The 21,607-nt window shown below is 70.8% G+C and carries 20 protein-coding genes; all 20 read left to right on the top strand.

Going from position 1 to position 21,607, the window contains the following annotated elements; all coding sequences use genetic code 11:
- Complete coding sequence (locus ACWH95_RS14040) at positions 1-828, top strand: shikimate dehydrogenase family protein (protein WP_247638801.1); 828 nt, start codon at positions 1-3, stop codon at positions 826-828.
- A 52-nt stretch (positions 829-880) separates the two neighbouring features.
- A complete protein-coding gene (gene aroC, locus ACWH95_RS14035) occupies positions 881-2,110 on the top strand; it encodes a chorismate synthase (RefSeq protein WP_454120839.1) in 1,230 nt (409 codons plus the stop codon).
- Entirely contained in the window at positions 2,094-2,612 is a 519-nt protein-coding gene (locus ACWH95_RS14030; protein ID WP_136033669.1) for a shikimate kinase, read from the top strand. The genes aroC and ACWH95_RS14030 overlap by 17 nt, the downstream gene beginning before the upstream one ends.
- Positions 2,609-3,697 carry a 3-dehydroquinate synthase gene (gene aroB, locus ACWH95_RS14025; protein WP_136033671.1) on the top strand — a complete coding sequence of 363 codons (1,089 nt, stop codon included), beginning with the start codon at positions 2,609-2,611 and terminating at the stop codon, positions 3,695-3,697. The genes ACWH95_RS14030 and aroB overlap by 4 nt, the downstream gene beginning before the upstream one ends.
- Positions 3,694-4,218, top strand: a complete 525-nt coding sequence (locus ACWH95_RS14020) for a GNAT family N-acetyltransferase (RefSeq protein WP_136044807.1) — start codon at positions 3,694-3,696, stop codon at positions 4,216-4,218. Before aroB ends, ACWH95_RS14020 begins: the two co-directional genes overlap by 4 nt.
- Positions 4,215-4,655, top strand: coding sequence for a type II 3-dehydroquinate dehydratase (locus ACWH95_RS14015; protein WP_136033675.1), 441 nt, complete (start codon positions 4,215-4,217; stop codon positions 4,653-4,655). Before ACWH95_RS14020 ends, ACWH95_RS14015 begins: the two co-directional genes overlap by 4 nt.
- Positions 4,656-4,759: 104 nt before the next feature.
- On the top strand, positions 4,760-5,320 hold the full coding sequence (gene efp / locus ACWH95_RS14010) for an elongation factor P (protein WP_136033676.1): 561 nt from the start codon (positions 4,760-4,762) through the stop codon (positions 5,318-5,320).
- Between the two features lie 3 nt (positions 5,321-5,323).
- The gene (gene nusB, locus ACWH95_RS14005) at positions 5,324-5,734 is read left to right on the top strand and encodes a transcription antitermination factor NusB (protein ID WP_136033679.1); all 411 of its coding nucleotides are present in this window, start codon (positions 5,324-5,326) and stop codon (positions 5,732-5,734) included.
- A gap of 43 nt (positions 5,735-5,777) precedes the next feature.
- Positions 5,778-8,738: a DEAD/DEAH box helicase gene (locus tag ACWH95_RS14000; protein WP_454120838.1), complete on the top strand. Its 2,961-nt coding sequence runs from the start codon at positions 5,778-5,780 to the stop codon at positions 8,736-8,738.
- A 79-nt stretch (positions 8,739-8,817) separates the two neighbouring features.
- A complete protein-coding gene (locus ACWH95_RS13995; protein WP_136033683.1) occupies positions 8,818-10,395 on the top strand; it encodes a Rieske 2Fe-2S domain-containing protein in 1,578 nt (525 codons plus the stop codon).
- A gap of 83 nt (positions 10,396-10,478) precedes the next feature.
- On the top strand, positions 10,479-11,009 hold the full coding sequence (gene pyrR, locus ACWH95_RS13990; RefSeq protein ID WP_136036228.1) for a bifunctional pyr operon transcriptional regulator/uracil phosphoribosyltransferase PyrR: 531 nt from the start codon (positions 10,479-10,481) through the stop codon (positions 11,007-11,009).
- Positions 11,006-11,971: an aspartate carbamoyltransferase catalytic subunit gene (locus ACWH95_RS13985; RefSeq protein ID WP_136033687.1), complete on the top strand. Its 966-nt coding sequence runs from the start codon at positions 11,006-11,008 to the stop codon at positions 11,969-11,971. Before pyrR ends, ACWH95_RS13985 begins: the two co-directional genes overlap by 4 nt.
- Complete coding sequence (locus tag ACWH95_RS13980; RefSeq protein WP_136036227.1) at positions 11,968-13,272, top strand: dihydroorotase; 1,305 nt, start codon at positions 11,968-11,970, stop codon at positions 13,270-13,272. Before ACWH95_RS13985 ends, ACWH95_RS13980 begins: the two co-directional genes overlap by 4 nt.
- Positions 13,269-13,781 carry a PH-like domain-containing protein gene (locus ACWH95_RS13975; protein ID WP_136033690.1) on the top strand — a complete coding sequence of 171 codons (513 nt, stop codon included), beginning with the start codon at positions 13,269-13,271 and terminating at the stop codon, positions 13,779-13,781. Before ACWH95_RS13980 ends, ACWH95_RS13975 begins: the two co-directional genes overlap by 4 nt.
- Entirely contained in the window at positions 13,778-14,956 is a 1,179-nt protein-coding gene (gene carA / locus ACWH95_RS13970; RefSeq protein ID WP_378803697.1) for a glutamine-hydrolyzing carbamoyl-phosphate synthase small subunit, read from the top strand. The genes ACWH95_RS13975 and carA overlap by 4 nt, the downstream gene beginning before the upstream one ends.
- The gene (gene carB, locus ACWH95_RS13965; RefSeq protein ID WP_136044803.1) at positions 14,956-18,243 is read left to right on the top strand and encodes a carbamoyl-phosphate synthase large subunit; all 3,288 of its coding nucleotides are present in this window, start codon (positions 14,956-14,958) and stop codon (positions 18,241-18,243) included. The genes carA and carB overlap by 1 nt, the downstream gene beginning before the upstream one ends.
- Entirely contained in the window at positions 18,240-19,085 is an 846-nt protein-coding gene (gene pyrF / locus ACWH95_RS13960; RefSeq protein WP_136033696.1) for an orotidine-5'-phosphate decarboxylase, read from the top strand. Before carB ends, pyrF begins: the two co-directional genes overlap by 4 nt.
- Positions 19,078-19,989 carry a guanylate kinase gene (gene gmk, locus ACWH95_RS13955; protein ID WP_136033697.1) on the top strand — a complete coding sequence of 304 codons (912 nt, stop codon included), beginning with the start codon at positions 19,078-19,080 and terminating at the stop codon, positions 19,987-19,989. Before pyrF ends, gmk begins: the two co-directional genes overlap by 8 nt.
- Before the next feature lie 70 nt (positions 19,990-20,059).
- Entirely contained in the window at positions 20,060-20,314 is a 255-nt protein-coding gene (gene rpoZ, locus ACWH95_RS13950) for a DNA-directed RNA polymerase subunit omega (protein ID WP_025103490.1), read from the top strand.
- A gap of 88 nt (positions 20,315-20,402) precedes the next feature.
- Positions 20,403-21,596 (top strand): methionine adenosyltransferase, encoded by a 1,194-nt coding sequence (gene metK / locus ACWH95_RS13945; protein WP_136033699.1) that lies wholly within the window; start codon positions 20,403-20,405, stop codon positions 21,594-21,596.
- Positions 21,597-21,607 lie beyond the last annotated feature (11 nt).

The raw sequence follows: 21,607 nt of genomic DNA, 5'->3' as shown, positions 1-21,607 counted from the left end.
GTGACGTCGACCCGACTCGCGGTCTGGGGCGACCCGATCGCGCACTCCCGGTCGCCCCAGCTGCATGCCGCGGCCTACCGCGTGCTGGGCCTGGACTGGGAGTACGGACGCCGGCGGGTCGCGGCCGACGAATTCGCGGCTGCCGTGCGTGGTCTCGACCCCTCGTGGCGTGGGCTGTCGCTCACGATGCCCCTGAAGGAGGAGGCGTACCGGTTCGCCGCGGCGCGCGACGCGCACGCGGAACTCACGGGCGCGGTCAACACCCTCCTCCTCGGCTCCACCCCGGCGGGCTTCAACACGGATGTGGGGGGCATCGTCGACGCGCTGGCGGAGGCGGGGATCACCACCGCGGACACCGCGCGGCTCCTGGGAGCAGGAGCCACGGCAGCCTCGGCCCTCGTGGCCCTCGCCGACATGGGGGTGTCGCGCGTGGACGTCCGGGCTCGTCGACCCGAGCGGGCATCGGGTCTGGTGGCGCTGGGGGAGCGTCTCTCGGTGGTCGTCTCGGCGCACCCGCTCGCGGACGCCGATGCCGGGTCGCGGCCGGGCCGGGTGGACCTGACCGTGGCGACGCTGCCGTCCGGCACGATCCTGCCCTCCGCGGCGACAGAGCCCCTGGCCGCTCGGGGCGGTGCGCTGTTCGATGCCGCGTACGCGCCGTGGCCATCGTCGCTCGCCGCGGCGTGGGGCGACGGCACGGTCGTGTCGGGGCTGGGGATGCTGCTGCACCAGGCTGTGCGACAGATCCGCATCTTCCACCACGGCGATCCGGCCGCGCCCCTCCCGGCCGAGACGGACGTGATCGCCGCCATGCGCGCAGCGCTCTGACCCGCGACGACACGCGGCGCGGCGGACGCGAAACGCATGGGAGACTGGAGCAATGCTCCGCGTGCTCACGGCCGGCGAATCACACGGCCCAGAACTCATCGCCGTCATTGAGGGACTGCCTTCCGGCGTCCCGGTGTCGTCCGAGGCCATCCAGGCCGATCTCGCGCGTCGCAAGCTGGGCTACGGCCGCGGCTCGCGCATGAAGTTCGAGCAGGACGAGCTCACGATCTCGGGCGGGGTCCGGCACGGCAAGACGCTCGGCAGCCCCATCGCGCTCCGCATCGGCAACACGGAGTGGCCGAAGTGGATCGAGGTCATGAACCCGGAGCCCGTCGAGCTCACCGACCGGTCCCGCGGTCGCGGTGCACCTCTGACCCGCCCGCGGCCCGGCCACGCGGATCTGGTCGGGATGCAGAAGTACGACTTCGACGAGGCTCGCCCGATCCTCGAGCGCGCGAGCGCGCGGGAGACCGCGGCACGGGTCGCGCTCGGCGCGATCGCGCGGTCGTTCCTGTCCGAACTGGGTATCCGCCTGGTCAGCCACACGCTGTCGATCGGCCCGGTCCGGGTGCCGGACGGGGCACCGCTTCCCACCCCGGATGACGTCGCCGCACTCGACGCCGATCCGCTGCGCTGCTTCGACCGGGCGACGTCCGCACTGATGGTCGCCGAGGTCGACGATGCGAAGAAGGACGGCGACACCCTGGGCGGCATCGTCGAGGTGCTCGCGTACGGCCTTCCGCCCGGGCTCGGGTCCCACGTGCACTGGGACCGGCGCCTCGACGCCCGTCTCGCGCAGGCGCTCATGAGCATCCAGGCCATCAAGGGGGTCGAGGTCGGCGACGGCTTCGAGACCACTCGGCGTCGCGGGTCGGCAGCCCACGACGAGCTCTTCGCCGCCGCCGGGGGCATCACCCGCGGTTCGGACCGCGCGGGCGGCACTGAGGGCGGGATGTCCACGGGCACGGTGCTGCGCGTCAGGGCCGGCATGAAGCCGATCGCGACCGTCCCGCATGCGCTCCGCACGATCGACGTGGCGACGGGGGAGGACGCGACAGCGCACCACCAGCGCTCCGACGTGTGCGCCGTGCCGGCCGCCGGTGTGGTGGCCGAGGCGATGGTCGCGATCGAGCTCGCCCGGGCCGTGCTGGAGAAGTTCGGCGGAGACAGCATCCGCGAGACACAGCGCAACCTGGCGGGATACCTCGACGGCATCCCCGAGGAGCTGCGCACGGCACCCGCGTCCGAGGCGGCGCTCATCGCGCATGACGAACGCGGCTGATCCGCTGTCGGTGGTACTGGTCGGCCCGATGGCGTCGGGCAAGACCAGCGTCGGTCGACGGGTCGCTCGACGACTCGGGGTGGGTTTCATCGACACCGACAAGCGGATCGTCGCGGCGCACGGCCCCATCCCCGCCCTGTTCGCCGAGCACGGGGAGGCGCACTTCCGCGACCTCGAGCGGGCGGCGGTCGCGCAGGCGCTGAGCGAGGGCGGCGTGATCTCCCTCGGCGGCGGCGCCGTGACGGACGCCGACACCCGGCACCTGCTGCACGGCCACCCGGTGGTGTTCCTCACGGTGAGCGAGGACGCGGTGGCCGACCGGCTCCGCGGCGGCACGAGGCCGCTGCTGGCCGGCGACGACCCCGTCGAGCGGTGGAAGCGGATCTTCGCGGAGCGGCGCGAGTGGTACGAGGAGGTCGCGTCGATCTCGTTCGACACCTCGCGACGGCCGATGCAGCGCATCGCGGACGAGATCGTGGCATGGAGGAGAGAACAGAGATGAGCACGACCACCATCGGCGTCACCGGCGCCGACCCCTACGACATCGCGATCGGGCGCGGCATCCTCGACAGCGTCTCGGCAGCCCTCGCCCCCGGCGTGCGGAAGGTGCTCGTGGTGCACCCGCCGACCCTCGCGAACCGTGCGGCGGAGCTTCGTGACCGCCTCCTCGCCGACACCGCCGACGGCCCGCGCGAGGTGCTGCTGGCCGAGATCCCCGATGCCGAGCAGGGCAAGCGCATCGAGGTGGCCGCCTTCTGCTGGCAGATCATGGGCCAGGCCGACTTCACCAGGACCGACGCGGTCGTCGGCTACGGCGGAGGGGCCGTGACGGACCTCGCCGGGTTCGTGGCGGCGACCTGGCTGCGCGGCGTGCAGGTGGTGCACGTGCCCACGACGGTCCTCGGGCTCGTGGATGCCGCGGTGGGAGGCAAGACCGGCGTGAACACGGCCGAGGGCAAGAACCTCGTCGGCGCGTTCTGGGCGCCCCGTGCGGTGATCGGAGACCTCGACGAGCTCGGCAGCCTGAGCCCGAACGAGGCGACGGCCGGTTTCGCCGAGGTCGTGAAGGCCGGCTTCATCTGGGCGCCGGAGATCCTGGACATCGTGGAGGCGGATCCGGCGCGGGCGGTCGACACGACCACGGAGGAGTTCCGCCGGGCCGTGGAGCTCGCGGTCGGCATGAAGGCGCAGGTCGTGTCGGACGACTTCCGTGAGTCGGGTCTGCGGGAGATCCTCAACTACGGGCACACGCTGGGCCACGCGATCGAGCACGCCGAGCGCTACCGCTGGCGGCACGGCGCGGCGATCTCGGTGGGCATGCTGTACGCCGCGGAGCTGTCGCGGCTGGCCGGCAGGCTCTCGGATGCGGCTGCCGAGAGGCACCGGTCGATCCTGGAGTCCCTGGGCCTTCCCACGTCGTATCGCGCCGGCGCGTGGCCGCAGCTGCTGGCGACGATGCAGCGCGACAAGAAGAGCCGCGGCGGGATGCTGCGCTTCATCCTGCTCGACGACATCGCGAAGCCCACCGTGCTGCAGGCACCCGACGAGTCGCTGCTGTTCGCCGCCTACCAGGAGGTGGGCGAGTGAGTGTCCACGTGCGTCGCGTCGAAGCCGGGGAATGGTCGCAGGTGAAGGCGCTGCGGTTGCGCGCCCTGGCCGATCCGGCCGCCCCGATCGCGTTCCTCGACACCGTGGAGCATGCGAGCGGCCAACCCGACCGTTTCTGGCAGGAGCGCACCGTGAACGCGGCCGAGCCGTCGGCGGCTGCGCAGTTCGTCGCGGTGACCGATGCGGGGGAGTGGGTGGGCACCGCCACCGTGCTGCCGCACCGCGAGCGACCCGAGGCCGGACTCGTCGTCGGCGTCTACGTCGCGGACGAGCACCGCGGCTCCGGCGTGATCGACGCTCTGCTCGACACGGCGGCGGCCTGGGCCCTCGAGCAGGGTCTGGCCGCGCTCGAGCTGGAGGTGCACGTCGACAACGACCGGGCGCAGGCCGTGTACGCGCGCGCCGGGTTCGCACGGACCGGGGAGATCGAGACGACGGGCTTCGGTCGGGAGTGGGTTCTGCGGCGTGAGCTCGCCGGGTCGGAGGGCGTGAGGGCATGAGCATCGAGCGTCGGCTGCTGCTGGTCAACGGCCCCAACCTCAACCTCCTCGGGACGCGGGAGCCCGACATCTACGGCACCGCGACCCTCGCGGACGTCGAGCGGATCACGACCGAGACCGCGGCCGAGGCCGGTTTCGCGGTGCGGGCGGTGCAGAGCAACCACGAGGGCGTGCTCATCGACGCCATCCAGGCCGCACGCGCCGACTGCATCGGGATCATCATCAACCCGGGCGGCCTGACGCACACCTCGGTCGTGCTGCGCGATGCGCTGACCGGGGTGGGCCTGCCATTCGCGGAGGTGCACATCTCCGACGTGTACGCGCGGGAGGAGTTCCGCCATCACTCGTTCCTGCACGATGTCGCCGCGGTGCGCGTGATCGGGCGCGGTGTCGACGGCTATGCCGACGCGGTGCGGGAGCTGGCCGCGCTTCTCTGACCCCCGGCCAGAGGCGGGCGCACGCGGGGCGTGCGTGATCATCCCGTAGAATCGACTGTCGGCCGACTCCGGCCCCACGGACTCACGAACGGAACCTTCAGCGCATGGCATCCACCGCAGACATCAAGAACGGCGTCGTCCTCAGCATCGACGGGCAGCTCTGGAGCGTCATCGAGTTCCAGCACGTGAAGCCCGGCAAGGGTGGCGCGTTCGTCCGCACCAAGCTGAAGAACGTCGTGTCGGGCAAGGTCGTCGACCGCACGTACAACGCGGGCGCGAAGATCGAGATCGAGAACGTCGACCGCCGTGACTACACCTACCTGTACACCGACGGCGACGGCTTCGTGTTCATGGACCAGACCGACTTCGACCAGATCACGCTTCCGGCGGCGACGGTCGGCGACGCGAAGAACTTCCTGCTCGAGAACCAGCAGGTCACGATCGCCCTCAACAACGGCAACCCTCTCTACATCGATCTGCCGGCGTCCGTGATCCTCGAGGTCACCTACACCGAGCCCGGCCTGCAGGGCGACCGCTCGTCGGCCGGCACCAAGCCCGCGACCCTCGAGACCGGGTACGAGATCCAGGTGCCTCTGTTCCTGGAGACCGGCACGAAGGTCAAGGTCGACACCCGCACGGGTGACTACCTCGGCCGCGAGAAGTAAGGCGTGAGCGCCCGCACGAAGGCGCGCAAGCGCGCTCTCGACATCCTGTTCTCCGCCGACGTCCGCGGCGATGACCTCGCGATCGCGCTGGCGGCCGAGGCCAAGCGCGCGGCGAGCGAGCCCGCTCGCGAGGCCTCCTGGCTGTACGCCAGGGAGATCGTCGACGGCATCATCGACCAGCGCGACGAGATCGACGAGCAGATCACCACGCACAGCCGCGACTGGAAGCTCGAGCGGATGCCTGCGGTCGACCGGGCGCTGCTGCGCATCGGCGTCTGGGAGATCCTGTACAACGACGAGGTGCCCACCGCCGTCGCGATCGACGAGGCCGTGGAGCTGGCGAAGGAGTTCTCGACCGACGACTCCGGTCCGTTCGTGCACGGCGTGCTCGCCCGGGTGGCTCGCGCCGCCTGAGCGCACCGGCGCCGGTGTCCGTGGCCTCGGAGAGGATCGGGGTATGACCGTTCCCTCCGATGCCGCGCGCGACGACGGCGCGCCGTCCGACTGGCGGTCGATCCTCGGTGCGGCGGTCCCCGCCGAGCCGCGGACCGCGCTCGCGCTGGGGGTCGAGCTCCGGGTGCGCGATTCCCGCGGCGCGAACCCCTGGGCCGCGCGACCCCAGCGCACCGCGACGCCGCGCGACGTGGCGAAGGGGACCGGTGAGCTGCTGCTCGGCATCCGTCCCCTGGAGCGCAGCGCCGCGACCGGCGCGTGGGTGCTCGGAGCCGCCACCTGGGACGCGGTTCGTCGCGCGCCGGACGAATACGGACGTGAGCGCTCTCGATGGTTCGCCGATCTGCTCAGCATCGCCAGAGACAGTCTGCTGTCCGGCACGGCGGGCGACTGGCTGGTCGCGGACCTGATCGAGTCGAGCCTGCTGTGGGGACACCTCAGGGTGGCCGGCGCACTCGGCATCCCCCTGGTCGCGACGCAGAAGTCCACGACCGTGGCGATCGCGGAGTCCGCGTCGGTCGAGGCCACCGTGGCTCGGGCCGACGACGGGACGCTGGTGGTGCGTCCTGCCATCACGCTCGACGGACGCGCGGTCGAGCCCGACTCCGTGCATCCGATCGGTCGAACGGGGCTCTACGCGGTCGACCAGTCGGGGGCGCGGCTGCACGTGACGCTCGCGGAGTCTCCGGTGGCCGAACCGCTGCGACCCCTCCTCCTCGCGCCGGGCGGCCTCACCGTGGCGGCGGCCGACGAGGAGGTGTTCCTCCGCGACGCCTACCCGGTGCTGGCACGGCGGGTACCGACCCGTGGGCTCGGACGGGTGCGGCTTCCGGAGCTGCCCGCGCCGCAGCCCGTGCTGCGCCTCTCGTTCCGCCGCGGGGACACGGTGGCCTATGCGTTCGAGTGGGACTACCGCGGCTTCGGGCGCGTGCCGTTCGCCCCCGGGCCGCAGGCGGTGCGGGATCTGCGGGCGGAGAGTGCGGCGGGGCACGACCTCGCCGCGCGGTGGGCCGAGCTGATCGGGGAGCCGTTCGCCGCGGAGGGGGCCTTCCACGACGTCGAGGCGGCGGAGTTCGTCACCAGGGCTGTGCCGGCGCTGGAGGCGGAGGGCGTGACCGTGGTCGTCGACGGTCGCCGGAAGACGTATCGCGAACTGTCGGGCGAGCCCGAGATCACCGTGAGCACGGTCGAGTCCACCGATCCGGACTGGTTCGACCTGGGCGTCCTGGTGCGCATCGACGGGCGCACGATCCCGTTCGAGCCGCTGTTCACCGCGATGAGCAGGGGTCGCAGGAAGCTCCTGCTCGTCGACGGCACCTACTTCTCGCTGAACCATCCGGCGCTCGATCGACTCCGTGAGCTGATCGACGAGGCGGGCGACCTCGACGAATGGGAGACGGGGCCGCGCCTCAGCCGCCACCAGATCGACCTGTGGGAGGAGTTCGAGGACCTCGCGGACGAGGCCGTGCCCGCCGTGAGCTGGCGCGCGACGGCCCACGGCCTGCGCGGGGCGGCGGGGGTGCCCCCGGTCCCGGTGCCGTCCGGCGTCCGGGCGCAGTTGCGGCCGTATCAGCAGCAGGGGCTCGACTGGCTGGCGTTCCTCTGGGGGCACCGGCTGGGCGGCATCCTCGCCGACGACATGGGCCTCGGCAAGACGCTGCAGCTGCTCGCGCTCGTCGCTCACACCCGCGAGGCGGGAGAGACGCGCCCCTTCCTCGTGGTCGTCCCGACCTCGGTGCTGCCGACGTGGCTGAGCGAGGCCGCGAAGTTCACCCCGGGGCTCCGCGTCGCCGCCAGGTCCACCTCGTCCGGGCCGTCGCTGTCGACGGTCGCCGCGGGCGCGGACCTGGTGGTCACGACGTACGCGGTCGCGCGGATCGACGCGGACGCCTTCGCCGGGGTGACCTGGGCCGGCCTGATCCTCGACGAGGCGCAGTTCGTGAAGAACCCGGCCACGAAGCTGCACCGCGCCGTCGCGAGCTTTCCCGCCGATGTGACGTTCGCGGTGACGGGCACCCCGCTCGAGAACAGTCTCAGCGAGCTGTGGGCGCTGCTGAAGCTCACCGCTCCCGGGCTCTTCGCGTCGGCGCGGAAGTTCCGGGAGCAGTACATCCAGCCGATCGAGCAGGGCAAGGTCCCGGAGAACGTGGAGGGCGGCGAGTACCGCGCGCGTCGCCTGGCCCGCCTCCGCCGGCGGATCCGGCCGCTGCTGCTGCGGCGTACGAAGGAGCTGGTGGCGGCCGACCTCCCTCCGAAGCAGGAGCAGGTGCTCGAGGTGGAGCTCAGCGCGGCGCACCGGTCGCTGTACGAGACGGTGCTGCAGCGGGAGCGCCAGAAGGTGCTGGGGCTCCTCGAGGACCTCGACCGCAACCGTTTCATCGTGTTCCGTTCGCTCACGCTGCTGCGGATGCTCAGCCTCGCACCAGGACTGGTCGACCCCGCGGACGCCCGGATCGGCTCGCGCAAGCTCGACGTGCTGCTGGAACGCGTGGTCGAGCTCCAGGCGGAGGGCCACCGCGCCCTGGTGTTCAGCCAGTTCACGTCCTTCCTCGACCTCGCGGCGGAGCGACTCGCGGCTGCCGGGATCCCCTACGCCCACCTCGACGGTGCGACGCGGCGACGGGATGCGGTGGTCGAGGGCTTCCGGACGGGCGAGCAGCCGGTCTTCCTGATCAGCCTGAAGGCGGGCGGGTTCGGTCTGACGCTCACCGAGGCCGACTACGTGTTCCTCCTCGACCCGTGGTGGAACCCGGCCGCCGAGGCGCAGGCCGTCGACCGCACGCATCGCATCGGCCAGCCGAGCCAGGTGTTCGTCTACCGGATGATCGCGACCGGCACGATCGAGGAGAAGGTGCTCGCCCTGCAGCGCCGCAAGGCCCGGCTCTTCACTGCCGTGCTCGACGACGATGCCCTGTTCGCGCAGTCGCTCTCGGCCGACGACATCCGCGGGCTCTTCGAGGCCTGAGGGTTATCTCCGGCTCGTCCGACCGGTCGCCCAGGGACACCTCGGTACAATCGAACGGTTCATCTTCGAGAGGAATGCAATGCGGATCACGGGACTCGGCCACGCCGGGATGTTCATCGAGACGGTAGGCGGGAACATCATCTGCGACCCGGTCCTCGGGCCCTCGTTCTTCGGCTCCTGGTTCCCGTTCCCCGACAACCGCGCGCTCGACTGGGAGCGATTCGGCCGCGAGGCAGACTTCCTGTACATCTCGCACCGGCACCGCGACCACTTCGACCCCGCCCTCCTGGAGCGGTACATCCGCAAGGACATCGAGGTGCTGCTGCCGGAGTATCCGATCGACGACCTGGAGCAGGACATCCGGGCGCTCGGGTATACGAACATCACCTACGCGCCTGCGGGCGAGATCATCCAGCGCGGTGATCTCAAGCTGATGATCACGCCGCTGCGGGCGCCGAGCGACGGCCCGATCGGCGACTCCTCGCTGAGCGTCGACGACGGCACGGGCTCGATGCTCAACCAGAACGACTCGCACCCTCTCGACCTCGAGAAGCTGCTGCACTTCGGCAAGCCCGATGCCTACTTCACGCAGGTCTCCGGCGCGATCTGGTGGCCGATGGTGTACGACCTGCCGCTCGACGCGAAGCAGAACTTCGCCCGGCTCAAGCGCGAGGCCCAGAACAAGCGGGCGATGTACTACATCGACAAGGTCGATGCCCCGCACGTGTTCCCGATGGCCGGTCCGCCGATGTTCCTGCGCGACGACCTGTTCGACTTCAACGGCACGGGCCGCAACGGCGAGTCGATCTTCACGGATCAGAAGCAGTTCCTGGCGCATATGAAGGAGCTGTCGCCGCAGTACGACGGCCAGCTGTTCATCCCCGGCACGGTCGTCACGATCGACGGCGGCGAGGTCACGACCGCGCAGACCCTGTACACCGAGGCCGAGATCAGCCGCATGTTCGACGACAAGTGGGACTACCTGGAGGAGCAGCGGGCGTCGCGACAGCAGGAGATCCGCGACGAGGAAGCTTCCCGCGCGGAGATCATCCCGCCCGCCGAGATGCTCGAGGCCCTCAAGAACTGGTGGGAGCCGCTGCTGAAGAAGTCGCGCACGATCCGACTCGGCGTGGGCGGCCACGTGCGGTTCCGCATCGGCGAGCTCGACATGGTGGTGGACTTCCCGCGTGCCAAGGTCCGCGAGTACGCGGGGGAGGAGTGCGTCTACTGGTACACGATCCCCGCCGACCTCGTCTCGACCAACATCCGTGATCACGAGATCGACTGGTCGAACTCGATCTTCCTGTCGATGCAGTTCTCCGTGGGCCGCAGCGGCAAGTTCAACGAGTTCCTCACTACGTTCCTCAAGTGCCTGTCGGTGGACCGCATCGAGTACGTCGAGAACTGGTACCAGGAGCAGACCGACCAGACCGAAGACGCCGAGGTGGGCGACTGGGTGGTGCAGCGCCGGTGTCCGCACCTGCGCGCCGACCTGACCCGCACCGGCTCGGTCGACGAGGACGGCGTCCTGACGTGCAGCATGCACGACTGGAAGTGGGATCTGAAGACCGGGCGGTGCCTCTCCACGAGCGGCCACCCGATCCGCGCCCGCAAGATCGACGACGTCACCGACGCCGTGCTCCAGGAGGCGAGCTGAGCGGACGCGGTCTCCCGCTCCGATAGACTGACATCGCAAGCAACCTTTAACACCGTCCTGTGAGGCGGAGAAGGGAGCGGCTGATGAGCGTGCGCACTGTGCTGCACCAAGCCGACATCTCACGAGCGCTGACCCGGATCGCGCACGAGATCCTCGAGTCGAATCGAGGCGCCGACGGCCTCGTCCTCCTCGGGATCCCGACCCGCGGCGTCACCCTGGGGCATCGCCTCGGCACCCTGATCAGTGAGATCGCGCAGGTCTCGGTCCCCGTCGGCTCGCTCGACGTCACGCTCTTCCGTGACGATCTGGCCAAGCACCCGACGCGGTCCCCGCAGCCGACCGAGATCCCGGCCGGCGGCATCGATGGGAAGACCGTGGTGCTGGTCGACGACGTCCTCTTCTCCGGTCGCAGCATCCGTGCCGCGCTGGACGCCATCCAGTCGATCGGCCGCCCGAGCGCCGTGCGCCTGGCGATCCTCGTCGACCGCGGTCACCGCGAGCTCCCGATCCGACCCGACTTCGTCGGCAAGAACATCCCGTCCGCCCGCACCGAGCGCGTGAACGTCCGTCTGTTCGAGACGGACGGCGCCGAGGAGGTGACCATCGGCGAATGAGGCACCTCCTGGACACCCGGACCCTCGACCGCGCCACGGCGCTGCGCATCCTCGATGTCGCGGAGGACATGTCGGACACGCAGTCGCGCGAGGTCAAGAAGCTCCCGACGCTGCGTGGCAAGACGGTCGTCAACCTCTTCTTCGAGGACTCGACCCGCACCCGGATCTCGTTCGAGGCCGCGGCCAAGCGGCTCTCCGCCGACGTGATCAACTTCGCCGCGAAGGGCTCCAGCGTCTCCAAGGGCGAGAGCCTCAAGGACACGGCGCAGACCCTGGAGGCGATCGGCGCCGATGCGGTCGTCGTCCGTCACCCCGGCTCGGGCGCCCCGCAGACCCTCGCGACGAGCGGTTGGATCTCTGCGGGCGTCGTCAACGCGGGTGATGGCACGCACGAGCACCCGACGCAGGCACTGCTCGACGCGTTCACGATCCGCAAGCGCCGCTATGGCGCGGACAGCCGTGGACGCGACCTGACCGGGCTCCGCGTCACGATCGTCGGCGACGTGCTGCACTCGCGGGTCGCGCGCTCGAACGTGTGGCTGCTGACGACCCTGGGCGCCGAGGTCACGCTGGTCTCGCCGCCGACGCTGGTGCCGCAGAACGTGTCGCTCTGGCCGGTCCGGGTCGTCTACGACCTCGACGAGGCGCTGGCGGCCGGGCCGGACGCGGTCATGATGCTGCGGATCCAGCTGGAGCGCATGAACGCCGCGTATTTCCCGACTGAGCGGGAGTATTCGCGCCGGTGGGGTCTGGACGCACGGCGTGTGGCCGCTCTTCCGGCCGGTAGCATTGTGATGCACCCCGGACCCATGAACCGGGGACTGGAGATCTCCTCCGAAGCAGCCGATTCCCCCCGCTCGACGGTGCTGGAACAGGTCTCGAACGGGGTTTCCGTGCGGATGGCTGTGCTGTACCTGCTGCTGGCGGGCGAACGAGACGACGAACGAGGGGGAGACCTGTGAGCGAGACCCTCGTCATCACCGGTGCACGGCTGCTCGGCGCGGAGAGCGCCGACCTGATCATCGAGGACGGCCGGATCGCCGAGATCGGCTCCGGGCTCAGCCGTGCCGGCGCGCGCGTGATCGATGCCGGCGGCCTCATCGCCCTGCCGGGTCTGGTCGACCTGCACACGCATCTGCGCGAGCCCGGATACGAGGCGTCGGAGACGATCCTCAGCGGCACCCGCGCGGCGGCGGCCGGTGGCTTCACGGCCGTGTTCGCGATGCCGAACACGTCGCCCGTGGCCGACACGGCCGGCGTCGTCGAGCAGGAGCTGGCCCTCGGCGAGGCTGCGGGCTACGCCACGGTGCAGCCGATCGGCGCGGTCACGGTGGGCCAGAAGGGCGAGCGCCTCGCCGAGCTCGGCGCCATGGCGACCTCGCGTGCGCAGGTGCGGGTGTTCAGCGATGACGGCTTCTGCGTGTGGGACCCGCTGATCATGCGCCGCGCGTTGGAGTACGTGAAGTCTTTCGGCGGTGTGATCGCCCAGCATGCCCAGGACCCCCGCCTGACCGAGGGCGCCCAGATGAACGAGGGCACCGTCTCGGCGGAGCTCGGCCTCACGGGCTGGCCCGCGGTCGCCGAGGAGTCGATCATCGCGCGTGACGTGCTTCTCGCCGAGCACGTCGGCTCGCGCCTGCATGTGTGCCACCTGTCGACGGCCGGCTCGGTCGACATCATCCGCTGGGCCAAGAAGCGCGGCGTGAACGTGACGGCGGAGGTCACTCCGCACCACCTGCTGCTCACCGACGAACTCGTCCGCGGCTATGACGCGCGGTTCAAGGTCAACCCGCCGCTGCGCCGCGAGGAGGATGTCCTCGCGGTGCGGGAGGGCCTCGCCGACGGCACGATCGACATCGTCGCGACCGATCACGCCCCGCACCCGAGCGAGCACAAGGCGTGCGAATGGCCGGCGGCCGCGAACGGCATGGTGGGGCTCGAGAGCGCACTGCGCGTCGTGCACCAGGCCATGGTGCAGACCGGCCTGCTCGACTGGCCGGATGTGGCCCGCGTGATGAGCGCGGCACCCGCGCGCATCGGCGGTCTGGCCGGGCACGGCACCCCGCTCGAGGTCGGGCAGCCGGCGCAGCTCGCGCTGTACGACGCGGCGGTCGACGGCGTGTTCACCGAGGCGGACCTGCGCGGACGCAGCACGAACTCGCCGTACCTCGGCCGCGAACTGCCGGGCCGCGTGCAGTACACGCTGCACGGCGGCGTGCTGACCGTCGACGGCGGAGCTGTCGTCGAGGAGCTCGGCGCATGAGCGCACGGGACCTCGCGGTCGCGATCCTGATCGCCCTCGCGCTGCTGGTGCTGCTCGCGATGCTGTTCGCCTGGCGACGACGAGTGCGGCGCGATGCCGCGTTCACCGCGCCCCTCGGTGTGCCGGAGCACGCGGAGGTGATGCGCCGCGACGAGGTGCTGTACGTGTCGACGACGACGCACGAGCAGCCCCTCGAACGCGTGGCCATCACGCCGCTCGCCTTCCGGGCCCGCGGGGAGCTGGCGGTGACCGACCGCGGCGTCGCGCTGGCCCTCGACGGCGCCCCCACGGTCTTCCTCGCGCGCGACCAGCTCGTCGCGGTCGACCGGGCCACCGTCACGATCGACCGCGTGGTCGAACCGGGCGGCCTCGTCCGCATCGCGTGGCGCGTCGCCGACACGACGATCGTGGACAGCTACCTCCGGCTCACCGGCGGCGATCCCCAGAACCTCATCTCCGACCTGCAGCGGCTCGTCCCCGCTGCCCCCGACACAGGAGCAACGTCATGACCAACCAGACATCCTCCCCGGCGGACTCCCCGTCCCGCCTGCCCGATCCCGCCGTGCTCGTCCTCGAGGACGGCACCCGTCACGCCGGTCGCGCGTACGGCGCCCGCGGCCGCACCCTCGGCGAGGTCGTGTTCGCCACCGGCATGTCGGGATATCAAGAGACCATCACCGACCCCTCGTACGCGGGTCAGATCGTGCTGCAGACGGCGCCGCACATCGGCAACACCGGCATGAACGACGAGGACACCGAGTCGCGCCGCATCTGGGTCGCCGGCTACATCGTCCGCGACCCCTCGCGCGTGGTCTCGAACTGGCGGGCCAACGCCTCCCTCGACGACGTCCTCGTGGAGGACGGCATCGTCGGCATCAGCGGTATCGACACCCGCGCGGTCACGCGCCACATCCGGTCCGCCGGATCCATGCGCGGCGGCATCTTCTCGGGCGACGACGCCGCTCTCGACGCGGAAGAGCAGCTGCGCATCGTGCGGGAGGCCCCCGAGATGACCGGACTCAACCTGTCGGCGCAGGTCTCGGTCGAGAGCGCGACCGTGACCCCGGCGGTGGGGGAGCGCATCGGCAACCTCGCCGTGCTCGACCTCGGCGTGAAGCAGGCGACGATCGACAACCTCGCCGCCCGCGGGTTCGACGTGCACGTGCTCCCGCAGGACGTGAGCATCGACGACATCCGGGCGATCGAGCCGGTGGCGGTGTTCTACTCCAACGGGCCGGGCGACCCGGCCGCCTCGGGCGACCACGTGGAGCTGCTGCGCGCCGTGCTGGACGACGGACTGCCCTTCTTCGGGATCTGCTTCGGCAACCAGCTGCTCGGCCGTGCCCTCGGACTCGGCACCTACAAGCTGCCGTTCGGCCACCGCGGCATCAACCAGCCCGTGCTCGACAAGCAGACGGGCAAGGTCGAGATCACGGCCCACAACCACGGCTTCGCGGTCGAGGCGCCCCTGGAGGGCTCCTTCGACAGCCCGCGCGGCTACGGCAAGGTCGAGGTCAGCCACGTCGGCCTCAACGACAACGTCGTGGAGGGCCTGCGCGCCCTCGACATCCCCGCGTTCTCGGTGCAGTACCACCCCGAGGCCGCGGCCGGTCCGCACGACGCCAACTACCTCTTCGACCGCTTCCGCGACATGGTCATCGCGAACAAGAAGGACGCCCAGTAATGCCCAAGCGCGACGACATCTCCTCCGTCCTCGTCATCGGCTCCGGCCCGATCGTCATCGGCCAGGCCTGCGAGTTCGACTACTCCGGCACCCAGGCGTGCCGCGTGCTGCGCGAAGAAGGGGTCAGGGTCATCCTGGTCAACTCCAACCCGGCCACCATCATGACCGACCCCGACTTCGCCGACGCGACCTACATCGAGCCGATCACCCCGGCCGTGATCGAGACGATCATCGCCAAGGAGAAGCCCGACGCGATCCTGCCGACCCTCGGCGGCCAGACCGCCCTCAACGCGGCCATGGCGCTGCACGAGCAGGGGATCCTCGAGAAGTACGGCGTCGAGCTGATCGGCGCGAAGGTCGACGCCATCCGCAAGGGCGAGGACCGCCAGATCTTCAAGGAGCTCGTGCTGGAGGCCGGCGCCGACGTCGCCCGCAGCGTGATCGCGCACACCATGGACGACCTGCTCGCCGGCGCCGAAGAGCTCGGCTATCCGCTCGTCGTGCGGCCGTCGTTCACGATGGGCGGCTTGGGTTCCGGCTTCGCGTACGACGAAGAGGACCTGCGGCGCATCGGCGGTGCGGGTCTGCGTGACTCGCCCACCACCGAGGTGCTCCTGGAGGAGTCGATCCTCGGGTGGAAGGAGTACGAGCTCGAGCTCATGCGCGACACCGCCGACAACACGGTGGTCGTGTGCTCGATCGAGAACGTCGACCCGGTCGGCGTGCACACGGGCGACTCCATCACGGTCGCGCCCGCGCTGACCCTCACCGACCGCGAATACCAGAAGCTGCGCGACATCGGCATCGACATCATCCGCGCGGTCGGCGTCGACACCGGCGGGTGCAACATCCAGTTCGCGGTGAACCCGGAGAACGGGCGCATCATCGTCATCGAGATGAACCCGCGCGTGTCGCGGTCCAGCGCCCTGGCGTCGAAGGCCACCGGCTTCCCGATCGCCAAGCTGGCCGCCAAGCTCGCCCTCGGCTACCGCCTCGACGAGATCCCGAACGACATCACCGGCGTCACCCCGGCCAGCTTCGAGCCCACGCTCGACTATGTCGTCGTCAAGGTGCCGCGCTTCGCGTTCGAGAAGTTCCCGGCCGCCGACGCCACCCTCACCACCACCATGAAGTCGGTGGGCGAGGCGATGGCGATCGGCCGTAACTACGCGACCGCGCTGCAGAAGGCGCTGCGTTCGCTCGAGAAGCGCGGCTCCAGCTTCCACTGGGGCGACGAGCCGCGCAGCGTCGAAGAGCTGCTGGAGGTCGCCAAGACCCCGACCGACGGCCGCATCGTGACTCTGCAGCAGGCGCTGCGCAAGGGCGCGACCATCGAGCAGGCGTTCGAGGCGACGGCGATGGACCCGTGGTTCCTCGACCAGATCGTGCTCATCAACGAGGTCGCCGAGGTGGTGCGCACGGCCCCCGAGCTCGACGCGGCGACCCTGCGCTACGCGAAGGAGCACGGCTTCTCCGACGCGCAGCTCGCCCAGCTGCGCGGCGAGACCGAGGCGGAGATCCGCGGCGTGCGCCACGGCCTCGGCATCCGGCCGGTGTACAAGACGGTCGACACGTGCGCCGGGGAGTTCCCCGCGCTCACGCCGTACCACTACTCCAGCTACGACGCGGAGACCGAGGTGGAGCCCTCCGACCGCACCAAGGTCGTGATCATCGGCTCGGGCCCGAACCGCATCGGGCAGGGCGTCGAGTTCGACTACTCGTGCGTGCACGCCTCGTTCGCGCTGTCGGACGCCGGGTTCGAGACCGTCATGGTCAACTGCAACCCCGAGACCGTGTCCACCGACTACGACACGTCCGACCGGCTCTACTTCGAGCCGCTGACCCTGGAGGACGTCCTGGAGGTGCTCGACGCGGAGGCCGCGAGCGGCACCATCCTCGGCGTGGTCTGCCAGCTCGGCGGCCAGACGCCGCTCGGGCTCGCGAAGGGCATCGAGGCCGCGGGATACACCGTGCTCGGCACCAGCCCCGAGGCGATCGACCTGGCGGAGGAGCGCGAGCTCTTCTCGCGCCTGCTCGACGACGCCGGGCTGCTCGCGCCGCGCAACGGCACGGCGATCGACGTCGAGGGCGCCGTGCGCATCGCGGAGGAGATCGGCTACCCGGTGCTCGTGCGCCCCAGCTTCGTGCTCGGCGGACGCGGCATGGAGATCGTCTACGGCACCGACGCGCTGCGCGACTACTTCGTCCGCACGGCCGGGGAGGTCGTGATCGAGGAGGGCAAGCCCCTCCTGGTCGACCGCTTCCTCGACGACGCGATCGAGCTCGACGTGGATGCGCTCTACGACGGCACCGACCTGTTCATCGGCGGGGTCATGGAGCACCTGGAGGAGGCCGGCATCCACTCCGGTGACTCCAGCTGCACGCTGCCGCCGGTCTCGCTCGGCCGCAGCGACGTCGACCGGGTGCGCGAGGCCACGCTCAAGATCGCCGAGGGCGTCGGCGTCCGGGGCCTGCTGAACGTGCAGTTCGCGATCAGCGCCGGCGTGCTCTACGTGATCGAGGCCAACCCGCGCGCGAGCCGCACCGTTCCGTTCGTGTCGAAGGCGCTCGGCATTCCGATGGCGAAGGCCGCGAGCCGCATCATGGCCGGGTCCACCATCGCCGAGCTGCGGGCCGAGGGCATGCTGCCGGAGCAGGACGGCTCCCGGGTGCCGCTGGACGCCCCGGTCTCGGTCAAGGAGGCCGTGCTGCCGTTCAAGCGGTTCCGCACGGCCGACGGCAAGACGGTCGACTCGGTCCTGGGCCCGGAGATGCGCTCGACCGGTGAGGTCATGGGCATCGATCGCGACTTCCCGACCGCGTTCGCGAAGAGCCAGGCCGCGGCGTACGGCGGGATGCCGACCTCCGGCACCGTCTTCATCTCGGTCGCCGACTCCGACAAGCGCGCGGTGATCCTCCCGGCCCACCGGCTGCAGCAGCTCGGCTTCACGATCGTGGCGACCGAGGGCACGGCGGAGATCCTGTCGCGCAACGGCATCGCGGTGACCGTGGTCGAGAAGTACAGCGAGACGCAGGAGTCCGGAGCGCGCAACATCGTCGACCTGATCAACGACGGGGAGATCGACATCGTCGTGAACACGCCGTCCGGTGGGGCGGCGCGCGCGGACGGCTACGAGATCCGCGCGGCCGCCGTCGCCGCCGACAAGGCGCTGTTCACCACCATCGCGGTGCTCGGTGCCGCGGTGAGCGGCATGGACGCGGCCGACGAGGGCTTCCAGGTGAAGAGCCTGCAGGAGTACGCGCTCGACCGGGCGGCCGCCGTATGACCGCACGCTTCGGAGAGCGGATCCGCGCGGCGCTGGACGCGCACGGACCGCTCTGCGTCGGCATCGACCCCCACGCCGCCATGCTCGCGGCGTGGGGGCTCTCCGCCGACGCCGCCGGGGTGCGGGAGTTCGGGCTGCGCACGGTCGCCGCCGCGCAGGACCACGTGGGCGTCGTGAAGCCGCAGGTGTCCTTCTTCGAGCGCTACGGTTCCGCCGGGATCGCCGCACTGGAGGACGTGATCTCCGCGGCGCGGGCGGCGGAGCTGCTCGTGATCGCCGACGCCAAGCGCGGAGACATCGGGTCGACGATGGACGACTATGCGCAGGCGTGGCTCGCTCCGGGATCGCCACTGGAGGCCGACGCGCTCACCGTGAGCCCTTACCTCGGCGTTGGCGCTCTCGGCGGCGCGTTCGCGCTGGCAGACGAGCACGGCAAGGGCCTGTTCGTCCTCGCGGCGACGAGCAACCCCGAGGCCGCCGACCTGCAGCGCGCGCGGACCGCGTCGGGCGAGACCGTGTCGGCGGCGGTCGTCGCCGAGGTCTCGGCGCGCAACGCGACGAGCACCCCGGCGGGGGAGTGGGGCAGCTTCGGTTTCGTGATCGGCGCCACTCTCGACCTGGCCGCGACCGGGATCGACGCGATCAGCCCGGCGGTGCCGATCCTCGCGCCCGGCTTCGGTGCGCAGGGGGCCGAGCCGGCGGACCTCGGGCGGCGCTTCGGCTCGCTGTCGCCCACCGTGCTCGCGAGCGAGAGCCGCAGCATCCTCTCCGCGGGTCCCGACGACCTGGCCGAGACCATCGCCCGACGTGCCGCCCAGTACCGCGAGGTGACCCGTGCCTGACACCAACCGCACCGTTCCCGAGGTCGACAGGGCCGCCGCCGCCCGCCGTGCGGTCGAGCGCCGCCGGGCCCGCGCCTCGCTCAAGCGCGACCTGACGATGCGTGTGGTGACGCCGCAGGCCGTGCTGCGACGCGCGACCGCCGACCCGGACTCCGTCGAGGGCTCGCTGCGCATCACCGACTTCCTCCTGGCGCTCCCGGCCATCGGTGCCGGCAAGCGCGACCGCGTGCTGGAGGAGCTGCGTATCTCCCCGGTGAAGCGGCTCGGCGGCCTGGGAGCGCGTCAACGACGTGTCCTGGAGGAGTGGCTCGACGGCCGGTTCCCGCCGGCCACGCCGCGCGAGGCCCGCAGTCGCCTGCTGGTGCTGGCCGGGCCGACCGCGGTGGGCAAGGGCACCGTCGCGGCGCACATCCGGGAGAACAACCCCGAGATCCACCTGTCGGTGTCGGCGACGACTAGGGCGCCGCGTCCCGGCGAGATCGACGGCGTGCACTACTACTTCGTCGACGACGCCGAGTTCGACCGCCTGATCGCCGACGGCGAGCTGCTGGAGTACGCCGTGGTGCACAACCGCTCGCGCTACGGCACCCCGCGCGCTCCGATCGATGCGGCGCTGGCCGAGGGCAAGACGGTGCTGCTCGAGATCGACCTGCAGGGCGCACGGCAGGTGCGCGCCGCGGAGCCCTCGGCGACGCTCATCTTCCTGCTTCCTCCGAGCTGGGACGAGCTGGTGCACCGGCTGGTCGGCCGCGGGACGGAGGACGCGGAGGAGCGGGCGCGGCGACTGCGCACCGCGAAGGTCGAGCTGGCCGCGCAGAACGAGTTCGACCACCTCGTCGTGAACGAGGACGTCGCCACCGCCGCTCGCGAGGTCGTAGACTTGTCTACAAGCTCTGCGCGCTGACGCTTTCCTCGCGCGCCCGCAGCACCGTCTTCGCGACGAACCCCGTCGCCTGATCAGGAGGTCCCCCCCCATGGCCGGACGCAACAACGGCATCATCGATCCCCCCATCGACAACCTGCTGGAGCGCGTCGACTCCAAGTACGAGCTCGTGATCTACGCGGCCAAGCGCGCACGCCAGATCAACGACTACTACTCCGACCTCCACGAGGGCAACCTGTTCGACAACGTCGGTCCGCTCGTGGACTCGTCCGTCGAGGACAAGCCGCTGACCATCGCGCTGCACGAGATCAACGAGGACAAGCTCCGCCTGCGTCACGCGGAGTGACTCGACGACCGCGCCGCCGCTTCGTCGGTGGCGCGGTCCAGAATGGGTGCCACACCCTCCCCCCGTCCGTCCCCGTTCTGGAGCATCGATGAGCGCGCTGCGTCTGTTCACGTCCGAGTCCGTCACCGAAGGGCACCCGGACAAGATCTGCGACCAGATCTCGGACAGCATCCTCGACGGCCTGCTCGCGAAGGACCCGGGGTCCCGTGTCGCCGTCGAGACGCTCGTCACGACCGGGCTGGTGCACGTCGCCGGAGAGATCCGCACCGACGCCTACGTCGACATCCCGACGATCGTGCGCCAGGTGGTCAACGGCATCGGCTACACATCGTCCGACACCGGGTTCGACGGGGACTCCTGCGGCGTGAGCGTCTCCGTCGGGGAGCAGTCCACCGACATCGCGCACGGCGTCGACAACGCCCAGGAGCACCGTGACGGCACGTCGGTCGATCCGCTCGACGGCCTCGGCGCCGGCGATCAGGGCATCATGTTCGGCTTCGCGACGAACGAGACGCCACAGCTGATGCCGATGGCCGCGTGGACGGCGCACCGCATCGCCGAACGCCTGACCGAGGTGCGCCGCAGCGGCCTGCTGCCGTATCTCCGCCCCGACGGCAAGACCCAGGTCACGCTCGGGTACGACGGCTTCACCCCGAAGACGATCGACGCGGTCGTGCTCTCCACGCAGCATCACCCCGACATCTCGCAGGACGAGCTCAAGGCGCAGGTGCGCGAGCACGTGATCGACCCCGTCCTGGCGACCACGGGCCTCGCGCTCGACGACGTGACCTACTACATCAACCCCGCCGGTCCGTTCGTGACGGGCGGGCCGAAGGGCGACGCGGGCCTCACCGGACGCAAGATCATCATCGACACGTACGGCGGTGCCGCGCGTCACGGTGGCGGCGCGTTCAGCGGCAAGGACCCGTCCAAGGTCGACCGTTCCGGCGCCTACGCCACACGCTGGGTGGCCAAGAACGCCGTGGCGGCGGGACTGGCCGACCGCCTCGAGGTGCAGGTCGCCTATGCGATCGGTGTCGCGCGCCCCGTGGGGCTCTACGTCGAGACGTTCGGCACCGGCCGGGTGTCGGACGAGGTCATCACGCGCGCGATCGAGGAGGTGTTCGACCTGCGCCCGCAGGCGATCATCGAGCAGCTCGACCTGCTGCGCCCGATCTACGCGCAGACCGCGGCGTACGGCCACTTCGGGCGCGAGCTCCCCGACTTCACGTGGGAGCGCACCGACCGCGCCGACGAGCTGCGCCGCGCTGCCGGGCTCTGAGGGGGCCGAGG

The organism is Microbacterium sp. NPDC055502 (genome assembly GCF_053643635.1).
The sequence above is the reverse complement of the archived record's forward strand: the minus strand, read 5'-3'. Positions and strand labels throughout refer to the sequence as shown.

What these genes read in the sequence shown, in the direction of transcription:
- aroC (WP_454120839.1), top strand. Translation starts at nt 881, where the DNA reads ATGCTCCGCGTGCTCACGGCCGGCGAATCACACGGCCCAGAACTCATC.
- ACWH95_RS14030 (WP_136033669.1), top strand. Translation starts at nt 2,094, where the DNA reads ATGACGAACGCGGCTGATCCGCTGTCGGTGGTACTGGTCGGCCCGATG.
- aroB (WP_136033671.1), top strand. Translation starts at nt 2,609, where the DNA reads ATGAGCACGACCACCATCGGCGTCACCGGCGCCGACCCCTACGACATC.
- ACWH95_RS14015 (WP_136033675.1), top strand. Translation starts at nt 4,215, where the DNA reads ATGAGCATCGAGCGTCGGCTGCTGCTGGTCAACGGCCCCAACCTCAAC.
- efp (WP_136033676.1), top strand. Translation starts at nt 4,760, where the DNA reads ATGGCATCCACCGCAGACATCAAGAACGGCGTCGTCCTCAGCATCGAC.
- ACWH95_RS14000 (WP_454120838.1), top strand. Translation starts at nt 5,778, where the DNA reads ATGACCGTTCCCTCCGATGCCGCGCGCGACGACGGCGCGCCGTCCGAC.
- ACWH95_RS13995 (WP_136033683.1), top strand. Translation starts at nt 8,818, where the DNA reads ATGCGGATCACGGGACTCGGCCACGCCGGGATGTTCATCGAGACGGTA.
- pyrR (WP_136036228.1), top strand. Translation starts at nt 10,479, where the DNA reads ATGAGCGTGCGCACTGTGCTGCACCAAGCCGACATCTCACGAGCGCTG.
- ACWH95_RS13985 (WP_136033687.1), top strand. Translation starts at nt 11,006, where the DNA reads ATGAGGCACCTCCTGGACACCCGGACCCTCGACCGCGCCACGGCGCTG.
- ACWH95_RS13975 (WP_136033690.1), top strand. Translation starts at nt 13,269, where the DNA reads ATGAGCGCACGGGACCTCGCGGTCGCGATCCTGATCGCCCTCGCGCTG.
- carA (WP_378803697.1), top strand. Translation starts at nt 13,778, where the DNA reads ATGACCAACCAGACATCCTCCCCGGCGGACTCCCCGTCCCGCCTGCCC.
- carB (WP_136044803.1), top strand. Translation starts at nt 14,956, where the DNA reads ATGCCCAAGCGCGACGACATCTCCTCCGTCCTCGTCATCGGCTCCGGC.
- pyrF (WP_136033696.1), top strand. Translation starts at nt 18,240, where the DNA reads ATGACCGCACGCTTCGGAGAGCGGATCCGCGCGGCGCTGGACGCGCAC.
- rpoZ (WP_025103490.1), top strand. Translation starts at nt 20,060, where the DNA reads ATGGCCGGACGCAACAACGGCATCATCGATCCCCCCATCGACAACCTG.
- metK (WP_136033699.1), top strand. Translation starts at nt 20,403, where the DNA reads ATGAGCGCGCTGCGTCTGTTCACGTCCGAGTCCGTCACCGAAGGGCAC.